Annotated in this window: 16 protein-coding genes, 1 pseudogene and 1 riboswitch; of the genes and pseudogenes, 4 read left to right on the top strand and 13 right to left on the bottom strand. The window is 69.1% G+C overall.

The features are described from left to right. Positions 1 to 202: 202 nt before the first annotated feature. Positions 203 to 967, bottom strand: a complete 765-nt coding sequence (locus tag ACFYPJ_RS25530; protein WP_389021503.1) for a hypothetical protein — start codon at positions 965 to 967, stop codon at positions 203 to 205. Positions 968 to 1699: 732 nt separating this feature from the next. On the opposite strand from ACFYPJ_RS25530, the gene ACFYPJ_RS25525 reads away from it, so the two are divergent. Beyond that, a complete protein-coding gene (locus ACFYPJ_RS25525; protein WP_389021500.1) occupies positions 1700 to 2164 on the top strand; it encodes a pyridoxamine 5'-phosphate oxidase family protein in 465 nt (154 codons plus the stop codon). A gap of 383 nt (positions 2165 to 2547) precedes the next feature. Here the strand turns inward: ACFYPJ_RS25525 and ACFYPJ_RS25520 are convergent, their stop codons facing one another. Beyond that, entirely contained in the window at positions 2548 to 2718 is a 171-nt protein-coding gene (locus tag ACFYPJ_RS25520) for a hypothetical protein (RefSeq protein WP_389021497.1), read from the bottom strand. 191 nt (positions 2719 to 2909) lie between these two features. Beyond that, positions 2910 to 2996: riboswitch (ZMP/ZTP riboswitch) on the top strand. Positions 2997 to 3018: 22 nt separating this feature from the next. Between ACFYPJ_RS25520 and ACFYPJ_RS25515 the strand changes: the two genes are divergently transcribed. After that, positions 3019 to 3885: a bifunctional 5,10-methylenetetrahydrofolate dehydrogenase/5,10-methenyltetrahydrofolate cyclohydrolase gene (locus ACFYPJ_RS25515; protein ID WP_389021495.1), complete on the top strand. Its 867-nt coding sequence runs from the start codon at positions 3019 to 3021 to the stop codon at positions 3883 to 3885. 100 nt (positions 3886 to 3985) lie between these two features. On the opposite strand, the gene ACFYPJ_RS25510 is transcribed toward ACFYPJ_RS25515, so the two are convergent. Further along, a complete protein-coding gene (locus ACFYPJ_RS25510; RefSeq protein WP_389021492.1) occupies positions 3986 to 4345 on the bottom strand; it encodes a hypothetical protein in 360 nt (119 codons plus the stop codon). Further along, entirely contained in the window at positions 4342 to 4821 is a 480-nt protein-coding gene (locus ACFYPJ_RS25505; RefSeq protein WP_389021490.1) for a hypothetical protein, read from the bottom strand. Before ACFYPJ_RS25505 ends, ACFYPJ_RS25510 begins: the two co-directional genes overlap by 4 nt. An 873-nt stretch (positions 4822 to 5694) precedes the next feature. On the opposite strand from ACFYPJ_RS25505, the pseudogene ltrA reads away from it, so the two are divergent. Beyond that, positions 5695 to 7459: pseudogene (gene ltrA / locus ACFYPJ_RS25500) on the top strand (group II intron reverse transcriptase/maturase). Between the two features lie 123 nt (positions 7460 to 7582). Here ltrA and tpg read toward each other — a convergent pair. From tpg to ACFYPJ_RS25455, 9 genes are all read right to left on the bottom strand, one after another. Further along, positions 7583 to 8140, bottom strand: coding sequence for a telomere-protecting terminal protein Tpg (gene tpg / locus ACFYPJ_RS25495; RefSeq protein WP_389021487.1), 558 nt, complete (start codon positions 8138 to 8140; stop codon positions 7583 to 7585). Between the two features lie 6 nt (positions 8141 to 8146). Further along, positions 8147 to 10366, bottom strand: coding sequence for a telomere-associated protein Tap (gene tap, locus ACFYPJ_RS25490; protein WP_389021485.1), 2220 nt, complete (start codon positions 10364 to 10366; stop codon positions 8147 to 8149). 15 nt (positions 10367 to 10381) lie between these two features. Then, the gene (locus ACFYPJ_RS25485; RefSeq protein ID WP_389021482.1) at positions 10382 to 10780 is read right to left on the bottom strand and encodes a hypothetical protein; all 399 of its coding nucleotides are present in this window, start codon (positions 10778 to 10780) and stop codon (positions 10382 to 10384) included. A gap of 111 nt (positions 10781 to 10891) precedes the next feature. After that, positions 10892 to 11269: a fic family toxin-antitoxin system, toxin component gene (locus tag ACFYPJ_RS25480; protein ID WP_389021479.1), complete on the bottom strand. Its 378-nt coding sequence runs from the start codon at positions 11267 to 11269 to the stop codon at positions 10892 to 10894. Continuing rightward, positions 11269 to 11514 carry a hypothetical protein gene (locus tag ACFYPJ_RS25475; RefSeq protein ID WP_389021476.1) on the bottom strand — a complete coding sequence of 82 codons (246 nt, stop codon included), beginning with the start codon at positions 11512 to 11514 and terminating at the stop codon, positions 11269 to 11271. The genes ACFYPJ_RS25480 and ACFYPJ_RS25475 overlap by 1 nt, the downstream gene beginning before the upstream one ends. 196 nt (positions 11515 to 11710) lie before the next feature. Further along, positions 11711 to 15478, bottom strand: coding sequence for a S8 family serine peptidase (locus ACFYPJ_RS25470; protein WP_389021473.1), 3768 nt, complete (start codon positions 15476 to 15478; stop codon positions 11711 to 11713). A gap of 366 nt (positions 15479 to 15844) precedes the next feature. Continuing rightward, the gene (locus tag ACFYPJ_RS25465) at positions 15845 to 16579 is read right to left on the bottom strand and encodes a lysophospholipid acyltransferase family protein (RefSeq protein WP_389021576.1); all 735 of its coding nucleotides are present in this window, start codon (positions 16577 to 16579) and stop codon (positions 15845 to 15847) included. A gap of 284 nt (positions 16580 to 16863) precedes the next feature. Then, positions 16864 to 17085: a hypothetical protein gene (locus ACFYPJ_RS25460; protein WP_389021470.1), complete on the bottom strand. Its 222-nt coding sequence runs from the start codon at positions 17083 to 17085 to the stop codon at positions 16864 to 16866. 68 nt (positions 17086 to 17153) lie between these two features. Continuing rightward, entirely contained in the window at positions 17154 to 17582 is a 429-nt protein-coding gene (locus ACFYPJ_RS25455; RefSeq protein ID WP_389021467.1) for a DUF6313 family protein, read from the bottom strand. A gap of 286 nt (positions 17583 to 17868) precedes the next feature. On the opposite strand from ACFYPJ_RS25455, the gene ACFYPJ_RS25450 reads away from it, so the two are divergent. Next, positions 17869 to 19857, top strand: a complete 1989-nt coding sequence (locus tag ACFYPJ_RS25450) for a LamG-like jellyroll fold domain-containing protein (protein ID WP_389021464.1) — start codon at positions 17869 to 17871, stop codon at positions 19855 to 19857. Positions 19858 to 20052 lie beyond the last annotated feature (195 nt).

Genomic DNA, 20052 nt, shown 5'->3' with positions numbered 1-20052 from the left:
TCCTCGGCGCGCGCCCCCTACGTCGTCCGAACCGGGACGGCGCAGGGGGCATACGTCCGTCCGGAGAACACCGCCGTACGGCGAACCGCGGGTATCCCGTGATCCGGTCCCGAAGCGGACCGGCACGCCGTCCGGGACGCGGATCTTCGTGCTGCGGGCGACGAGGGAGCCGCGGCCGTCGCGGAAGCGCGGTCACACCCGCTCAGTTGGCCACTCTGACGCTCAGCGCCGCGCCGGTCGGCTGACGGAACTGGGGGAACCGCTCGGCCTTCGGGTCCAACACGTCGATCAGGGTGATGAGGTTCTGCTGGAGTTCGGCAAGCCGGGGTACGGCCTGCGCGGTGTCCTCAGCGAGCCGGTCGACGTCCTCAAGGAGCGAAGCGAACCAACGGTGGAACACGTCGTCGTCATCGAGCTTCGCGCAGAATTCGGCGTAACCGAGGCACCTGCGCCGGCCCGATTCTCCTTCCGGATGCACCATCAGTTCTCCGATGGCCCGTTGCTCTGCCCGCCACAGGCGCAGCACGTCGTCGGCCGACGACGTACGGTTCAAAACCGCGCCGATGGACGAGACGACCTTCACGACCCTCTGATTGGCCCGTGACTGACCGAGGTCGAGGAACTGGATGTCCCGCCGCAGGATCTCCACCCATCCCAGGTACTCGGCGAGCACGAACACCGTGCTGCGGCGGACGTACTCCCGCTGCTGCGGTGTGCCCTGGAGGTGGAAGGAGGTCATGAAACCGCTGTAGGTCCCCGGTGAGAGGTCGATCTCGTGGCCGCGCAGGATGTTGTACAGCCTGGACTGCAGGTCGTACGCGGCCCAGGCCAGCGAGGCCCCGTAGGTGTCCATCAGGTTCCGCTGGTCCATCAGGCGCAGGCGGCGCTGGGTCCAGTAGCCGAGCACCGCCGTCGCCGCTGCGCCTACCAGCGCCACGAACGCGGACACCAACGTCAGTACATCCATCGCACCCGCCCCTGGACTCTCGCCTGCCGACCGCCTGTCCGCGTCGGCCGACGCGTGAAGATGACGAGCACCGAGCGTATCCGGACCCGTACGACTGAGCGTCTCAGTTGGCGAGTTGAGCCGCATGATGGGCGATTCGCAACGGCCGGACGCTTGAGTCGGGCCGTCGCTCTCGGCCCTGGTCTCCTGTCCCTGACTTGCGGTGCAACGATCTGATGCTCGCGGCAGGCGTCCTCGGCCTCGCTCGAACTGATCGATCCGCTCGGCTCGGCCATGTACCACGCCGTGGATCAAGCGCCGCCCGCGCCCCCGGCGCACCCACGGCCACCCGTCAGGGCGGTTTCGCCCATGCCACGCCCATGTCATCGGTTCCCTGTGGTGATGATCGGAACAGGCAATGCGACTCGAAGGAGAACATATGCGTCGGAGCATGGGAGTTGTGGCCGTGATGGTCGCGGCGCGGCTTCCGGGCAAGCTCGGTCGCGGCGTCGGGTAGGCGGTGCTCTGGGTCTGGGCCGGTCATATGAGTTGTTCATTCACAGAAGTGGGTCCCCTGTCCGGCCCCGCGTGCCGAGAGCCGACGGTGGAATGAACAAGAAGTGAAGACGGCGATCGGTGCAGCTCAGTGCCCTTGGCCCGCCGGCCGCCGTGAACCTCTGCACACGCGGCAATCGCCGCGCCGGACAAGATCCCGGGAATTGGGCGCAAACTCATCTGGATCAGGGAGTGACGGTGGCACGCAAGATGTCCTCGGAACAGCGAGAAAAATTCCTTGCCCAGCCGCATCTCGGCGTGCTCTGCATCGCCGCGGAGACAGGCAGGGCCCCCATGGCCACACCGATCTGGTATGACTACCGACCCGGCGGCGACGTGAAGGTGTTCACTCCACCCCGATCGCGCAAGGCCCGGCTCATCGCCGAAGCCGGACGGTTCTCGCTCTGTGTCCAGGAGGCCGAAGGCTTGCGCTATGTGTCGGTGGAAGGGCCCGTGGTCGAGACCGTGCCCAGCACCGAAGACGAGCGCAACGAGATCGCCAGGCGCTATGTGGAACCGGAGCGCGTGGCGGCATTCCTTGAAGCCACCTACGAGACACACGCCACAAACGTGGCCATCAGCATGCGCCCAGAACGCTGGAACGCCATTGATTTCTCCGACGTCGCTGCTCAGATCGCCGAGCATGTTCCCACTCGAACGTGACTCGACGACAGCGGACGTGGTTCTTCTCATGCGGGGGTACGAGTCGCTGCAGGGTGAGATCACCCAGCGTGTGACGTCGAGGATGCAGACGCTCCGGCAGCCGACTTGCGCCCTCACTCACCACATGAAGCGCTCAGTCGCAGCCCGCCTCCGCACCTCGACTGTTCTTGAGTTCGCTCGGGAGAGGTTGACAAGATCCCGCCGATCTTCATGATCGGTCGGGATCTTTGTCGTTTCCGGGGTCTGTTCGAGCCTGTTCGGGGTGATGGATGGCGGCGGGCGTCGAGCGTGGCTGTGTCGCTGTCCCGCTTTTCCGTGTCGCGGGCACCGCAGCCAGCCCCGGCACACCGGGGCTGGCTGCGGTCGTGTTCGGTTCTTGTGGTTCAGCGGCCTGTGGCGGGTGGCGGCGGCCGTCCGGCCTGTGCGGGTGGTTTAGTCGTGGGCCATGTCGACGGCTGGGGATGGGTGTTGTCGAAGACGCTGTCGGTGAGGTGGGTGCCGGTGCGCTGGTAGAGCCAGGTTTCGAGGATGTCGAGGTTTCCGGCGGTGACCATGAGGGCGACGAGGAACGTCTGGGCGGCCTGGCCCGGTGCCGGGCGGTGCTTCGGGTTGCCGATGTCGATCTCGTCGCTGTTGAGGCGCCCGTGGATAACTCAACGCTTCGCGTCTCACAACAGGCAGGCCCCCCGACGATTGCGCCCAGCGGCTGTCGGCCCGCCGAATCCCTTCGCGTCCACTACAGTGCGGGGTGGGCCGTGACTGGCGCTGAGGTGGAGCACCACCGGGGAGCGGTCTGACGAATCGGTCGATGCCGTGCGCCTGGGCGAGTGGTCAACGACGCCTGGGAGGCGACCATGTCCCCGACACAGACGGCCCAGCTCATGAACGGTACCGGACTCGCCCGGCGCATCATCGAGGAGACCACCGCCCGTGCGGCGCAGATCTCACGGCGCACCAGCGTGCCGCCCTGCCTGGCGACTGTACTGGTGGGTGAGGACCCGGCGTCCGTGACGTACGTCCGCATGAAGCGGGCCCGCTGCGCGAAGGCCGGCATCACCTCCCGCCATGTCCCTCTGCCCGCCACCACCACGACCGCCGAACTGGTCGACACGCTCGCCGCCCTGTCTCAGGACCCCGGCGTGCACGGCATCCTGCTGCAGCACCCTGTTGGTGAGCACATCGACGAGCGCGTGGCCTTCGAGGCCATCGCCCCGGAAAAGGACGTCGACGGCGTCACGATGCACTCCTTCGGCGCGATGAGCTTCGGGCTACCCGGCTTCGTATCGTGCACGCCCGGCGGCATCATGCGGCTGCTGGACGAGTACAACGTCGATCCCGCGGGCCAGCACGCCGTCGTAGTCGGCCGCAGCGCGATCCTCGGCAAACCGGTCGGGATGCTCATGCTCGCCAAGGACGCCACGGTGACGTACTGCCACTCCCGCACCGCGGACCTGTCCTCGGTCGTCCGGGAAGCGGACATCGTGATCGCGGCCGTGGGCAGGCCCCGGCTGATTTGCGCAGAAGACATCAAACCCGGCGCGGTAGTGATCGACGCCGGCTACAACCCCGGCAACATCGGCGACGTGGACTTCGACACCGCCCACACCCGCGCCCGCTTGATCACCCCTGTTCCCGGCGGGGTCGGCCCGATGACCATCGCCGTCCTGCTGGCACAGACTGTCGACGCTGCCGCGAGGCAACTCGGAGTCCCCGGACGCTGACACCAGCCTCAACCTGTTCGGGCCTGGGGTGGTGGATGGGGACAGGGCGGTCGATTCTCGCCGCCCAGTCCCGTTCCGCCGCCGATCGAGCCGCGTTGGCTCAGTGTCGGTCTGTGGCTCGCGGGTGCCCGGTCCCCGCGAAGGTGATCCAGCAAGTCTGCCTGGCGGTGTCCAGGAGGTACCAGATGCGGCCGCCGCCGGTGACCTCGATCTGCCACTGCTCGCAGGTCTGCCCGCGGTGGGTGCCGTGCGCCAGAACGCCCTTGAGGCGGTGGTGCCGGGGTGTCTCGGTGGCCGGTCTGGGGGCGGTGCGCATGGTGATCCAGGCGCGGTAGGTGTTCTCCCGGGCCTGTTGGGCGAGGCTCTCCCAGCCCTTGGCAGAGGCGGCATCAGCGAAGCGGACTTCCCAGTGGCCGTCCGGTGCCGGGGGCGCGGCGCGGTCGCCGCGGGCCGGGGTCATGCGACGTCCCGAGGGTCTGGTGCCGGGCCGTAGTCCTCGCCGTGGTCTCTGGTCAGTGCGGCGAGCAGTTCGGGGTCGGAGTGGACCTCGGCGGTGTGCTGCCAGGCGATGAGCAGTTGGGCGACGGACGCGCTGTTGCCGAGGGAGTCGGCGGCGCGCATGGTGTCGACCAGCTCGACGGCGAAGGCGTGGAGATCGGGCTCGGGCAGGAATCGGACCCAAGGGAAGGCCTCCGGCAGTATGTCGAGGAGCAGTTCCATGCTGCCGGGCTCCCGGCGTGCCATCGCGGCCAGCATCCGGGTGGCTGCCGACACCACGGTCTGGTCCTGCTCGGCCCGCGCCGCGGTGGTCAGGACCAGATCCTCGCCGTCTCTGCGGTGCAGGAGCAGTCTCGGCGATTCCTGGAGCCGGGCCAGCGTCTGCTTGTTCTTGTTCACCAGCTCGGAGAAGTTCACGGCCGCGTTCTCAGTACCCATGACTTTGAAAATACTTCGAAACTCACCCTGGTGCTATCACCCAGAAGAGGGGCACGGAGCGGTGGACCGGTCATACATCTCGCGAACGGTCGGTCGCAGTCAGTCGGCCTGGGTCCCCCTCACCACTGGGGAATGATCTTCGACGACACAGGGAACGATCTTCAGAGCCTCTTGTTGTCGCAGGTCACCTGCACTCGTGAACACCCGTGCGACACGAGGTCGCACTGAGAAAGTAGGGACAGTTGATGAAGAAGAGATAGAACGGCTCTCCCTCGAACCAGTATCCAGGTTCGTCCCCGCGCTCACATGCGTCGCTGGTAACGGCGGGGTGTGAAGCTGAGCGTTCAAGCCCAAGGGCACCCCGGCCATCGGGGTGCAACAGGCCAGGGGAAGACCGGACGGACGAACGAGAGTGAACCCCTATTAATGCCCCGTGACACGAAGGCTGTGCGATGGCATGCAGACGGCAGTCACAGGACCCGGTGTTGCAAGGCACCAAGTGCCCTCTGTTCAGGGTGAATCAGAGGGGCGGATACCGCTGGTCCCGGGGTCGAGGGGGCGTCCTGCCCCGGTCGTTTCTTTTCAGTGCGGAACGTGGAAACCCCGTCAGGGTCCGGGAAACACCCGGTAGGCCAACTGCAAGGAAGGCTCAACTCCCCGGCGGGAGAAGGATGATCCAAAAAGCGAAGGCCGGCGGGCCGAAAGGTCGGAGGAAAACGGGACAACGGGATCTTCACCCGCCCCCGCATAACTCGTCGGATACGAGCCTGGTGGCTCGGCCCGAAAGGGCGCCCACGTGGATCAGGTGAGCCTTTGAAGTCACCACTGCAAGGACGCTCGAACCGAGGGACAAGTTAGACACTGGAGGTGAACATGGAAGTCACGGCACCTGTCGTGATGACCTCGCCTGCGGCGAACGGACCCGAAGACGACTTACTCGACTGGCACGACATCGATTGGGCCACGTGCGAGGAGAACGTACGGCGACTGAGGCAGAGAATCTTCAAGGCGACGCAGGAAGAGGACTGGAAGAAGGTCCGCAACTTGCAGAAGGTCATGCTGCGGAGCCGCAGTAACACGCTGGTCAGCGTGAAGCGGGTGACGCAGCAGAGCCATGGTCGCAAGACCGCTGGCATCGACAGGGAAAGAGCCCTCACCCCCAAGGCGAGAGGCGCGCTGGCGGCCGAACTCCATCGGTCGCCGGAGCCCTGGAAAGCCAGGCCGGTCAAGCGAGTGTTCATCCCCAAGAGCAACGGGAAACAGCGACCACTCGGCATCCCGGTCATCCGTGACCGGGTCCTCCAGGCCCGCGTGAAGAACGCACTGGAGCCTGAGTGGGAAGCGCGGTTCGAGTCGAAGTCTTACGGCTTTCGGCCCGGTCGCAGCTGTCAGGACGCGATATCCGCAATCTACTGGACGGTATGCGGCTCAGCCGCCAAACGTCTGTGGGTCCTGGACGCGGACCTGTCGGCGGCATTCGACCGGATCGACCACAACCACCTGTTGGCTTCCATCGGACAGTTTCCCGGAAGGAGACTGATCCGAAGCTGGCTGCAGGCCGGAGTGATCGATCGCGGTCGGTTTGCACCGACTGACGAGGGGACACCTCAAGGCGGTGTAATCAGCCCCCTGCTGTTGAACGTTGCCCTGCATGGAATGGAACAGGCCGCTGGATGCCGAAAATCGGCGACGCGTCGGAGCTACGCAAGCTATGAGCCTGGCGCAGAACCCGGCACTCCAGTGTTGGTGCGGTATGCCGACGACTTCGTTGTGCTTTGCCACAGCGAGGAGGAAGCACACCAAGTCAGAGCCCGACTAGTCGACTGGCTGAATCCCAGGGGGCTTTGCTTCAACGAGGAAAAGACCAAGATCGTTCACCTCGCAGAAGGATTTGACTTCCTCGGCTTCAACGTCCGTCGGACCAAGGGAAAACTGATCACCCGCCCCAGCTCCACGGCCTGTAAGAGGCTCCGGGAACGCTTACGGACCGAGATGAGGAACCTGCAAGGTTCCAATATCGAGGCCGTACTGCGCAGGCTGGTCCCTATCGTTCGCGGTTGGGCAGCCTACTACCGGACGGTGGCTTCCACGACGACATTCGCGTCGCTGGATCGCTATATGTGGCAACTGGCCTATAAGTGGGCCAAGCGCAGCCACCGCAACAAGCCGAGATACTGGGTGACAACCCGGTACTTCGGTAGATTCCACCCGACCAGGCGGGACCAATGGGTCTTCGGCGACCGCAGCAGTGGTGCCTACCTTCCCAAGTTCTCCTGGACGGGCATCGTCCGCTGGAGCGTCTCCGGACGACCCCTCCCTGACGAGATACTGGCAAGACCGCCGCAAGAAGAAAGCGCCTCCGCCGATGGACAAGACGAGTCTTGTCCTGGCAGCGAGGCAGAGAGGGCTTTGCCCGCTCTGCAAACAGGCGCTGATCGCCGGAGCCGAGTACGAGCCGGACAGTCCACGCGAGTGGATCAACTGGTTCGCGGCATCGAAGAAGATGCTCCATAAGCATCACTTCACCTACCGGCGAGACGGCGGCACGGACGAGCGGAACAACCTTCGCCTCGTGCACTCCGAATGCCATCGTCAGCATCACGCAGGCGACAGCATACGGGCCACGTCAACCTGCTGACTGCGAAGCCCTTGGGGCTTGCTTGAGCCGGATGCCGGGACGACTGGCACGTCCGGTTCTTAGGGGGCGGGGACGCAGCAATGCGTCCCCGCTACCCGACCGCACCTCAGGGGAACCGGACACCTACAAGTCGAACTCCACGTGCTCCACATCCGTGAAGCGGACCTCCTCCAGGCTGCCGGCACGGCGGCCGTCGTCCTGGAAGTAGACCTCCTTGAGCCCTTCGGCGGCGATCTGCTGCAACTGCTGGTCGCCGGCGCCGGTCTGCTGGGCGTCGAAGAGGCGGGCCGCATACCGCGGCGGCAGCGCGACGGTCAGGTGCCGCATGCGGGCGTCGTCGGTGGAGCCGATCGGCGCGGTGTAGCCGATCCGGGCCCGTGTGTCGATGACGATGCCGTCGGTCGTCACCGCCCGCTGCCGCACCCGCGCCCGGACCTGCGGCTGCCACCGCTTGCGCACCTCGTTCACCAGGCGTGCGGCGAGGTCCGGGCGCGGCTTCTTGATCTGGTTCTTCACGTACCGTTCGACGGTGCGCTGGGAGATCCCCAGCAGTTGGGCGACCGCCCTGGTGCCCTTGAGCTGTCTCACCAGGTAACGCATCTGCGCACCGGCCGACTTGGGGACGGGACGGGTGAACGAGCGCTGCACCGCCTGCTCCAGGCCGTCCCCGAACATGGTCATCGCGGTCTACTCCCCGGTGTCCTTGGTGGTGACCTCGCCGGTCTTGATGTACCGGGCGAGGTTGAGTTCCGGGGAGTCGAACTGCTCCCGGACCCCCTCGCCCCACAGCACGGTCTGGGTGCCCTCGTGCTTGACCATGCCGGGCGAGACACCGAGCCGCCAGCCGCCCGGCAGCGGTTTGCCCGCCCGGTACGGCAGGAAGTCCAGCGGACCCGGCCCGTCGGCGGCGTACACCGCGCAGTCGGACAGGACCGCCACCGGGTACTGGCCGGTGAACGCGGCGTGCTTGACGATCTTGCGGTGCATGTTGACCCGGGTGCGGGAGATGACCGCGGCCCGGATGTCCGGACGCCAGGTCGGGCGGGCCAGGGCCCGCCACGGCTGCCCCGGCTTCCAGCCCTCGCCGCGCGGACGCTCGCGCAGCTTGCCGATGCCGCCCTTCACCGTCGCCTTGACCGCGGCCACCACGATCGCCAGCTGCGGGTCGCGCAGCTTGTGGCCGTCCATCGCCTTCAGGAACTCGTCCGGCGGCACGTCGGCCGGCACGCCGAGGTCGGCCATCGTCGCCACGTACGCGTCACGCAGCCGGTTGTACCAGGCGTCCAGGTAACGGCCGCTCTCCTCACGGACGTACGCCTCGACGGGATCGACGTCGTATCCCAGTTCCACCGCGTACGCCACCGTCGGCGTCGCGTACCAGGCGGGTCCCGCCGGCCGCTCGCCGGAAGGGGTGAAGGGGCCGGGCAGCAGGCCCGCGTCCAGGTCCGCCCACTCCTTGCCGACCTTCACCCTGGACAGGTCGACGTGGGACAGGTCGACCAGCCACGAACCGGGCAGCTTCGGGTCGAAGGCCGGACGCCGGACGTGTGTCGGCACACCGAGACCGACGATCACGCCGTTGGCGCCCGCGGCGAAGGCCATGTTGACGTCGATGCCGACCAGGAACCGCTTCATGCATTCGGCGTCGGTGAGCGGGCGTGCCCAGTCGTACGCCTCCTCCGCCAGGACCTCCGCCGGGGTACGGCGGTGGAAGCGGGGCAGGCCGGCCAGCAGGGGGTGGCCGTCGGGTACCTCGCAGGGCGCCGGGTCGACCGGGTCCGTGCCCAGTGAGCCGGGGTTGTGCTCGCTGTGCCGCTTGCCGTCGGCGTCCGGCTCGGACGCACGGGTCGGCGGGTGCAGGGCCGTCATCAGCTCCAGGCCGGTCACCGCGGTCGACCCGCGCGGCGTCATGACCCGCGTCGCGTACACACCGAGGAGCCGGGCGAGGTCGGCCGGTGCCAGCCCGGCGGCGCCGTCCCAGTGCCGGGCGTCCAGCGCGTGCCAGGACGGGATGCACAGCTGCACGCACGAACGCTCCGCACCACGCGCCGGGCGGTAGATCCGCGCCCACGGCCCGAACCCGCGCTTCGTCAGCTTCCACTCCGCGCGCGCCAGTTGCCTGACGGCCTTGTGGTTCTCGGGCAGCCGGCCGGCGAGGCGCTCCTCGTCGGTGAGGGTCACCGGCAGGCCGTAGCGCTTGAGCGCGGTGTCGGTGAGCACGACCAGGGGGTCGGCGTCCTTGCCCGGGCCGGACAGCTTCGGCTGCCCCAGCCGGGCCTCCTGCAGCGTCCAGTCGATCAGGGCCGGGAGGGATTTCGCGGGTACGTCCAGGATCAGTCCGCCGACGCAGTACGCCACGACCTGTCCGTCCACGTCGGCGTCGACGACCGCGAGCGGCCCGTTCTCGAAACGCGGGTCGGTGCCGGCCGGGCCCGGGGCGGCGGGCTTCGCCGTCGTGGATGTCGCCGCGGACTTCGCCGTGGCTGTCGCGGCGGACTTCTTCGTACCGGGACGCGGGGAGGGGCTCGTCCGGGCGGGGCGCGAGCCGGGGGCAGCCGCCGTCTGCGGCCCGGTCCCGGCGGACACCGGCGCATACGCGTCCCGTTGCTCCGTGGGACGGGTTGTCCCGGGAGGAGTGGCCGCAGGCGCGGGACAGCGCCGGGCAAGCCCTTCGAGGAGCCTTCGATACGCTTCGCGGCGCTCGCCCTTGGGCTCGGCGCGGCCCGCCTCCCAGGCCTGGATGCTCGGTACGCGCACCCCGAGGGCCTGGGCGACGGCCGCCTCGGTCAGCCCGGCCGCCTCGCGCAGCCTGACCCGCTCGGCCGGGGCGGGCAGCACGGTGCCGCCGTCGACCGCGGCGAGCAGCGAGTCGACCGCGGCGAACAACTCCTGCGGCTGGTCCGTCACCGGTGTTCTCCTTCCCTACCGGATGCCCTGGCGGATCTCTTCCAGGCGGGTCATCAGCCGCTGGTAGCGCTGGGACGCGGCCTGGGAGGAGTTCAGCCCCTGGTGCCGGGCGATCTGCCGCCAGTCCATGCCGCGCCGCCGGGCCTCGATGACCACCTGCGTCTCCAGCCGGTCCAGGGCCACGCGCATCTCCTCGAACAGGCTCAGCCCGGCACCGATGTCGTCGACCGTGGCGTCGGCGTGCCGGCCGGCGTGCCGACCGTCTTGCCGGCGGTGGCCTGCGGCGGGCGTCAGCAACCGCCCCAGCAGCGCCACGTCCTCCTCCAGCCGGCGGGCCGCGCCCCGCCCGGCGGCGGGCCCCTCCTCCAGTGCGGACAGCCGCCTGCGGGCGTCGTCCTGCGCGTCGAGAGCCATGCCGTCACTCTATCCCCGCCGGGCAACGGGACAACGCATTGTTGTTCCGTTGCCCGGTTGTCCGGCGGGGACCACGACGCCACCGAGCCCGTGGACCCGGTACCACCTCGTTCAGGCGGAGCGCGGCCAGCCGCGCAGCAGTGCCGCGATGCCCGCGGCGGTGCAGGAGGGGTCACGCAGCAGGTCGCGCAGCGCGACGGCGTCCTGGTAGCCGGGCTTGACCGGGATGCCGGACGCCTCCAGGTACATCACGCCCGTCGCCGCGGCGACGGCCAGGTTGGACCGCTCCAGCCAGTGGCACCGGCCGAGTACGTGGACCAGGGCGGCGGCCCGCTCGCAGGGGCCTTCGTAGACACGCTGTTCGAGCAGTTCTGCCCGGTGGCAGGCCACCGCGGCGACCGGAATGCCGTAGTCCTCGGGCGCCGGGTCCGCGGCGCCGGCGATCTCCGCGACCTGCAGGATCCAGGGGACGTCGATGTGCAGGTCCATTACGCGGCGTGCGCCCCCCTGGGCTTGGCCTGCCGGTCGGATTCCTCGGCCTCGTCGAAGACGCTCTGGTACTCGTCGAGGAAGGTCCGGGCCGCGTCCAGGCCCCGCCTGCGCAGTCCGGCGACGTCCTCCCGGACCAGCTCGGCGATGTAGTCACCGATGCTCAGACCGCGCTCCTTGGCCCGGATCGCGGCGAGTTCCTTGACCGAGTCGTCGACGCGGGCGCCCCATTGAGTCTTCGGCATAGCGTGATGGTAGCAGGTGTTACCAGCTAGGCCGGCGGCCGGTTTCCCGCGCGGGCGGGCGTGGCGACGGGGGCGGTGCGCACGCCGGGCGGCACACCGCGTGCCGTGTGCCACCGGTCCACACGGGGATCCACACGGGTGAACCGCCCGGCGACCATGGGGGATCGCCGGGCGGCCGGTTGCCGTCAGGGCCGGGTCATCCGGTGATTCCCGCGGCGCGTACGACGGTCTGCGTGACCGTGTTGCCGCGGCTGTCGCCGGCCTGCACGCGCAGCGTGAGGTACTGGGCCGAGGCGGGCGCGTGCAGTGCGACGCCCGCTGTGCCGTGGCCCCGGTCCTGCAGCCGTGCGGTGGTCCAGGTGGCGCCGTCGTCGTAGGACAGTTCGACCTTGGCGACGTGCGGTGCCGAGTCCGGTCCGCCGGTCAGGTGCACCGGCGTGACGAGCAGCGACGCGTCGCCGTCCGCCGTGCCGTCGTCGGACGTGGGCAGGGTGTAGTCGAGCTGGACGAGGGGAAGCTGCCCGCTCTCCTGCTGAGTACGGGGCCGGGCCGAGGTGAAGGTCCACTCCGTACGGGTGGCCGTCGAGTAGGGGAAGGCGGCCGTGGCGGTGCGGGTCGCCTCGTGGACCAGACGGTAGGTGCTCTTCGGTGACGGCACGGTCGCGGTCAGCGCGCTGCCGCCCTCGGCGACCAGGGTCCTGTCACGGTAGAGACGGGTCTCCTGGGTGGTGCCGCTGCTGCCGAAGGGCGTCCAGTTGACGTGGTTGCCGCCGGAGTCGCCCCAGGACGGCAGGGTCACGTCGATCTCGTCGCCCGTGCGGACCGGGGGCGCCACGGCGTCGTTGATGCGGGGCCGCACGACGGGGCCGAACCACTCCGCGTGTGTCGTCCGGCCCGCCGGGTACCGGACGGCACCGGAGGCGCTGTAGGACAGCGCCTGGAGTTCGCCCTCCTCGGCCCAGGAGAAGGAGTCGTCGGTGGTGACGTAGTCGGTGCGGTGGGCGCCTGCGGTGCTGAGCCGGTTGCTGCCGACCAGGTAGGCGGTCCAGGGGTGGACGTCGTAGCGGTTCTCGTACACCTCGCGTCCGGTGGGGTTGTGGAACGTGGTTTCCACACGGGCCAGTTCACGGGCCTTCGGCGCGTAGACGGGGTTCGCGGGTATGCGGCCCTTCCAGGTGCGGACCAGGTCGTAGAGATAGTCGGTGTCGGGGTGCGAGACGGCCCGCAGGGGCGCGCTCCCGGTGGGGCTCGCGTCCAGGGCGGCGATGAGCTTCTCGCCCTCGGTACGGGACAGGCCGGCCACTTCGAGGGAGGTCTTGATGATGGGCTGGCGCAGGCGTCCGTCGAGGTCGTTGACGAACAGCAGCAGTTTCACGCCGGCCTTCTGCGCGGCTCTGATCTGTTCGTCGGCGGTGTCCTCGTCGTCGGAGTCCCAGCGGACGACGGCTGCCTTGCCCGCGGCGTCGACGCCCTCGTAGTCCGCGCCGAGACCGTCACCGGGGTGGATGGCGTCGAGGTCGTGATCGCCCTCGGGGAGCTTCGCGGAACCGGGCAGGATCCACAGGTCGTCGAATTCCTGCCGGCCGGACGTGACCGTCAGCAGGGGCTCCTGGTTGCGCCAGCGGGCGGTGAGGTACTGCTCGCCGTCCGCGGCCCGCTCGGTCGGGGCGGTCCACAGACTGTCGTAGCCGTCTCCGATCAGGGAGCTGTCGAAGACCGAGGTGCCGTCGTCGAACGCGCGGTAGTAGTCCAGGTGCCGGGTGAAGTTCTCGGTCTTCTGCGGGGTGACCGCGGAGATCTCCCGCAGTTCGGTGCCGTCGAAGACCAGGTCGGTGGAGCCGGTGATGTCCACCTGCGGGAGAACCATGCGGGCGTATCCGGCCGAGGCCGCGCCGTGCGTGCCCTCCACCCGGAAGTCCGCGTAGACGGTGTAGCGGCCGGGCGGCAGCAGTTCGTCCGACTGGCCGCCGTCGAAGAGGGAGTAACCCGCGTACTCGTCGCCCTTGCGGAAGAAGGTGAGAGCGCCGTAGGCGGGTTCGCCGGAGCGTCCGGTGATCTTGCTGCGGACGTGGAAGAGTTGCTGCCGGGTGCTGACGCCGAGCAGGGTCCGGGTGAGCACGCTGCCGTCGGCGGACGCGGTCAGCCGGCCTGTCCAGTGCTGGAGTTCGCCCGCCTTGTCCAGGTCGGTGGTGACGGTGACGTCCGCCGTGCCGTGCGCGGGGACCTCCAGGTGGTCGGCGGAGAGGGTGAACACGCCGGTGGGTACTCCGGGCGCGTCCACGGCGAGGTCGACGGTGACGGCGCGGTCACCGGTGTTGGTCCAGGTCGCGGTCTTCTGCACGGTGCCGTTGTCGTCGCCGGGCGCGTGGATGCCGGCGTTGACCGCACCGGTGGCGCTGAGGCTCGCGGTCGCGGCCGCCGCGGCGTCCACACGGCCGTTGCCGCCGTCGTCGACGGTGTTGTCCGGCGTCGCCTTGACGGTGCTGATCAGCGCGTCCTTGATGCGGCTGCCGGTCCACTCCGGGTGGGCGGCGGCCACCAGGGCGGCCACGCCGGCCACGTGCGGGGTGGCCATGGAGGTGCCGCTGAGGCTGACGTAGGAGCCGGAGCCCTGGCTCATGTACTGCGAACGGGCGGCGAGGATACCGACGCCGGGCGCGGTGATCTCCGGCTTGAGGGCGTCGTCGCCGTAGCGGGGGCCGCGGCTGGAGAACTCGGCGACGGCATCGGAGGAGTCGACCGCTGCGACGGTCAGGGCCGCGTCCGCGGTGCCGGGCGACCTGACCGTCTGCGCGTCGGGGCCGTCGTTGCCGGCCGCGATGGTGAACAGGGCGCCGGTCTCCGCGCTGAGTTCGTCCACGGCCCGGGCGAGGACGGTCTGGCCGTCGGCGTTCACACTGCTGCCGAGGCTCATGCTGATGACGCGGGCGTGGACGTCGCGGGCGGCCCACTCCATGCCCGCGATGATCCCGGAGTCGTAGCCGGACCCCGCGTCGGACAGGACCTTGCCGACGTGCAGGTCGACGCCCGGGGCCACGCCCTTCTCCGTACCGCCGGAGGCCGCGCCGCTGCCCGCGATGGTGGAGGCGACGTGCGTGCCGTGCCCGTTGCGGTCGGTGACGTCCTCACCGGGGACGAAGCTGGCGCTGTCCTCGACGACGTCCTTCAGGTCGGGGTGGTCCTGGTCGTAGCCGGTGTCGAGGACGGCCACGTCCACGCCCTCGCCGGTGTTGCCGCCCCGCCAGACCTCGGGCGCGCCGATCTGGGCGACCGAGTCGGCGAGCGTGGCCTCGGCCCGGCCGTCGAGCCAGACCTTGGCGACACCGCCCGCGAAGCCCGCGTGGCCGGCGGGCTCGGCGGCCGACCTGCCGGCGGCGGCCCGGTTTGCGGTGAGCGTCTTCCACAGGGCGCCGCAGTCGTCGCGGGCCGCGCCGAGGGCTACCCCGTTGACGCTGGTGAGGGGGCGGACGCCGGTGACGTCCCCGGGCATCGCGACGGCTCGCCGGCGCAGCGTGGGTGCCGAGGTGTCCTTGCCGCCGTAGGTGACGATGAGGGGCAAATGCTTCTGCGAGGCATCGTCGTACCCGTCGGCCACGAGCCGGGTGATGTCGAAGAGTTGGTCGTCCAGGGCCCCGGACGCCAGGTAGGGGCGGGCGGAGTCGGGATAGACATAGGTGTCGCCGCCGACGGTCAGTACACGGGCCGCGCCGGGCTCGCCGTCGGGTCCTTGCACGGTGAGGGTGCCGGGACCGCCGCCCGCATCGGGGGTGACGGTGACCTTGTCACCCGTGATCAGGGTGACGACGGAGGTGGCAACGTTGTCAAAAGCTCGGGTCGCACCTCTCGTGTCACTGGTCGAAGAGGTGTCTGCGGAGGCGGTCAGGTGCGGGGTCGCCGCGGTGACCAGGAGGGCTGCCGCCAGTACGAACAGGCGGCGCCTTCTTCCGGACGTATGGAGTCTCAAAGGGTTCCCTCGACTCGACTGGATGTTCAGGCCGACCGGAATCTATGCCTCCTCCATGGATCCGGTGAAGACCCTGGCGACGCTGAGAGCGGCTGGCAACACGCCTGCAATGAGGCCGAGTTGCGGCCGGAATGCGCTGGACCAGGGGCGGGACGGAGCCACGCCGAGGTGTGCGTATTTGCGTACCTGCGCACTTGCCCACCCCGGCCGCCGGGGTCGACGATCCGAAGCGGCCGACAGGCAAAGGGGCCTCGTGGCCGGGTGGCACGGTCCGGTTCAGCACGGCCAGGAGGCCCCGGCGCCCCGCTACCGCTGCGCGCCGTCTCGAACGCCGTGGATGCCACGGCGTCGCCCCGGCCCCTGCCCTCAGTCGCCCCGGCCCTCTCTCTTCCCCTGGCCCTTCTTCTGCCGCGCCGGGGCTGTGGCAGGCCGCCGCCCATGCCGTTCCCGGACCGGGTTGTAGGGCCTGACCGGGGCCTTCTCGCCCCGGATCTCCTCCAGTCGGCGGGTGATGGCGGCCATGATGACCTCGGTGACCTCCCTGAGGACGTCCGGGGTCATTTCCATGCCGTAGAACCGTGACAGGTCCACGGGCGGGCCCGCGAGCACGTGGTGCGTCTTGCGCGGCAGGAGGTTGAGTCTCTTGGCGTACGGCGGCAGCAGTTCGTTGCAGCCCCACTGGGCGATGGGGACGACCGGGCACCTGGTCTGCAGGGCGACGCGCGCGACACCCGTCTTGCCGACCATGGGCCACTGGTCGGGGTCGCGGGTGAGGGTGCCTTCCGGGTAGAACGCGACGCATTCGCCGCGCTCCACGGCGTCGACCGCTGCCCGGAAGGCGCTGAGGCCGTCCGTGGTCTCGCGGTAGACGGGGATCTGTCCGGTACCACGCATCACCGCCCCGACGAATCCCTGCTTGAACAGACCGCTCTTCGCCAGGAATCGCGGCACCCGTCCGGTGTTGTACTGATAATGCGCGTAAGCGAACGGGTCGAGGTGTGAATTGTGGTTCACCGCGGCGATGAATCCGCCTGCCGCCGGGATGTTCTCCATGCCCCGCCAGTCCCGCTTGAGGAAAATCAAGAGGACCGGCTTCACCAGCCATGCCGCAAGCCGATAGGAGAAACCGCGCCGTCCTGGTTTTCTTCGGACGGTGCCGCGGACGGCCGAAGCCCCGGGTGCAGGGTCCTCCGTGGGGCTGTCCGGTGCCGGTGTCAGTCCGTCGAAGGAGCGTCGCAGCCGTTCGGCGTCCTGCTCCCCGGGGCTGCGGACGAGACCGATGTCGCTCACCGCGCGTGCCGCTTCTCCCACGGCGTCCGGATCGGCGCCGGGTACGGCCGAGCCGATCATCTCGCGGATGATCTGTTCGGCGGGGATCTTCTCCGTCATCGGTCCACCCCGCCTCGCCCGGTGTCGCGTCCGTCCTGCGTGCAGGCCCAGCAGCACCCTCGCCGGAGCAGCCCCAGGCACAGGGTACGGGCCAGGTCCTCGGCGCGACGGCCTGCCTCCGCGGCGGTCATGTCGTCCAACTCCTTGGCCCGATCGGCGATGTGCTGAACGGTGCGGGTCCAGTGGTCCTTGGCCAGTCCCCAGTCTCCGTCGTGCAACTGCCCGGTGAAGTCCTGCGCGAACCGCCGGGCGTCGCCGCCTTCGTCGTATAAGGCACCAAGCGTCCTCATCCGCTGTCTCCGGCATGGGGAGACGGCCGTACCGAGCCCTGCGCGGTCATCTGCTCCAGCAAGTCGTCCTCGGGCACGCGTCGCCGCTTGTCGATCTCCCGGTTGACCAGGTAACCGGTGGCGCCGCCGACGACGGCGGGGACGACGAGCCAGCCGGTCAGGGACAGGAGCCAGGCGTAGACGGGGAACGGGGTGTCGGCGGGGGAGGTGATCCCCACGAGGACGTCGTAGGCGACCGTCCAGCCCAAAAAGAGGCCGCCGACGGCGTACAGGGCGACGATGCACGTACCCCACTTCAGGAAGCGGGTCAGCAGCCAGTGCAGGGGCCGGTTGAGCCTGGAGACGGATCTCCGCCAGTCCCGGCAGCGTTCCCGCCAGGTGTCGCGGGGCGGCGGGGCGGGCGACGGCGGAGCAGGCTGTGACACGGCACGAAGATAGCGAAATCCCCGGGCGTACAGGGGTGGTATCGCCGACTGCGATGCGATCCGGCCGATGTCCGACGCCCACGCGTCTGGTATCCGGTCTCCCCGGCCGGGCCCCGCCCATTTAGTTGCTGTCTGCACACATGAGGTCAGCTCCCGGTCACAGTTCGGCTTGCGCTTCAGACCTGGACAGACATTTGATCTCCGCTGGTCATCTCACGTCTGCCCGGCTTGGGCCAGTTCCGATTAGCTTCAATTCGTTTGCAGTTTCCACCCCGGAAGGACCCCTATGTGCACCCATGGTGACCACTCGTCACACGATGCGGCCGGGCAGAACCGCCGAGGTTTCCTGCGCAACGCGGCGCTGGCCGGTGCGGGAGCGGCGGCCGCGGGCGTCGGTGCGTCCACGCTCGGCGCGACGCCCGCGTTCGCCGCGGACACCGCGAAAAGCGGCCGGATCGGCACCTGGAAACCGGATGCGACCGCCCTCCAGTTCACCCTCGCGGTCATGCCGGACACCCAGTTCCTGTACTGGGGCAGCCAGGACAGCGTCAACCGGACGCCGCAGGAGGAGTCGTTCCGCTACATCATCGACAACAGCGGAAACGGCGGTGACAACGGCGACAACGGCGACAACGGCGACAACGGCGACAACATCGTCTTCATGACGCACCTCGGTGACCTGACGCAGGACGCCGACGCGTCGTCGTTCCAGCAGGTCGACAAGGCGTTCGCACTGCTGGACGCGCACGGTGCCGCGTACAGCGTGGTGGCCGGCAACCACGACGTGTCCGGTGACGACAGCCGCGGCGACACGTCGTACCTGCAGACCCTGGGCCCGAAGCGGTTCAAGCACGCGAAGACGTTCGCCGGGTCGGACGCGACCGGCTACAACACCGCGCACATCTTCCAGGCCGCCGGCCGTTCGTGGCTGGTGCTGGCCCTGGACTGGCGGACCACCGACCAGGGCTTCGCCTGGGCCAACGACGTCATCAAGGCCCACCCGAAGATGCCGGTGATCCTCACGGCGCACGACATCGTCTACTCGGACTACGATGACAACGTTTTCCCGTACGAGTCCGGCGACCCGGAGAACAATGCCGCCCTCTCCGGGTACGGCGAGACGATCTGGGACAAACTGATCAAGGACAACGACCAGATCTTCCTGACCCTCAACGGCCACTACTGGCCGTCCGGGCGCACCACCAAGAAGAACGCCGCCGGCAACGACGTGCACATGCACATCACGAACTACCAGAACCGCTATTTCGGCGGCGGCGGCATGATCCGGCTGTACCACTTCGACCTGGCCCGCAACACGATCGACGTCGAGACGATCAACCCGTGGATCCTGGCCCAGGACCCGGAGTCCCGCAACGAACTGGCCGCCGAGCACGCCCGGATCACCGGGCCGGTCGACGACTTCTCGATCGCGATCGACTTCGAGAAGCGGTTCGCCGGCTTCATCCCGGTCCCGGTCCGGCCCGCCCGCCCGGCCGACAAGGAGCTGGTGAAGGGCACGCTGGCGTACTGGCGCTTCGACGGGCAGGGGGCGCCCGGCACCCCGCTCAGCGCGGGCCAGACGGTCCGCGACCTGACCGGCAAGGGCAACGACCTGACGGCGGTGACCCTGCCGGGCACGGCCGCCGACGCGCTGACCTGGTCCGCCGACCACCACCCCGACCAGCCCGGGCACGCCAGCCTGAAGTTCGCCGGCGGCCGCAACCCGCTGCACGGCACGTACCTGACCACGGGGCCGAAGGCGCCGCTGAACTCCGAGACGTTCAGGTCCGGGTACACCTTCGAGACGTTCGTGATGATGCCGCTGGACTGGGACTCGGGCAACAACGGCTGGGCGGCGATACTCAGCCGTCGGGGCTCCGCCGCGGCCGCCGGAAAGCACGGCAAGAACACCGACCCGAACGACCCCCTGGTCCAGTTCGCCATCTCGAACAACGGCCGCGAGCCGCAGTTCAACCACTACCCGCTGAACACCACCTATCCGACGACCAACTGGGGTCACGGCCTGGTGGAACTCAAGTGGTGGCACCTGGCGGTGGTCAACGACGGCCGGTACACGAGGCTGTACGTCGAGGGCGCTCCGGTCGTCGACAACCCGAAGCGGATCTCGATCGGCCTCACCTCGCTCGGGCTGCCCTGGCTGCTGGGCGGCCACGAGCGCGAGGGCGCCGTCGACATCGTCTTCCACGGCAACGTCGGCGACACCCGCATCGTGAACCGCGCCCTGTCCCTGGACGAGTTCCTGACGGCCCGATAGGGCGGATCGGGCCACGGCCCTTCCGATTCCCCCGGCCCTCCCGGCTCCCCCGGGGCGTCTTGGCCCTCCCGGCTCCCTGGTCCTCCCGGCTCCGGCCCGCCCGGCGGAGACGGGAGGCACCGCCGGCGGGGGCGCACCGCCCCTGCGGGCACCACGAGCGGAATAGCCACGGCTCATCATGCCTTGCTGGTAGGC

The organism is Streptomyces sp. NPDC006012 (assembly GCF_042871185.1).
In the GTDB taxonomy this organism is placed as follows: Bacteria; Actinomycetota; Actinomycetes; order Streptomycetales; family Streptomycetaceae; genus Streptomyces.
Note: the sequence above shows the minus strand (reverse complement) of the source record. Positions and strands in the feature narration are given on the sequence as shown.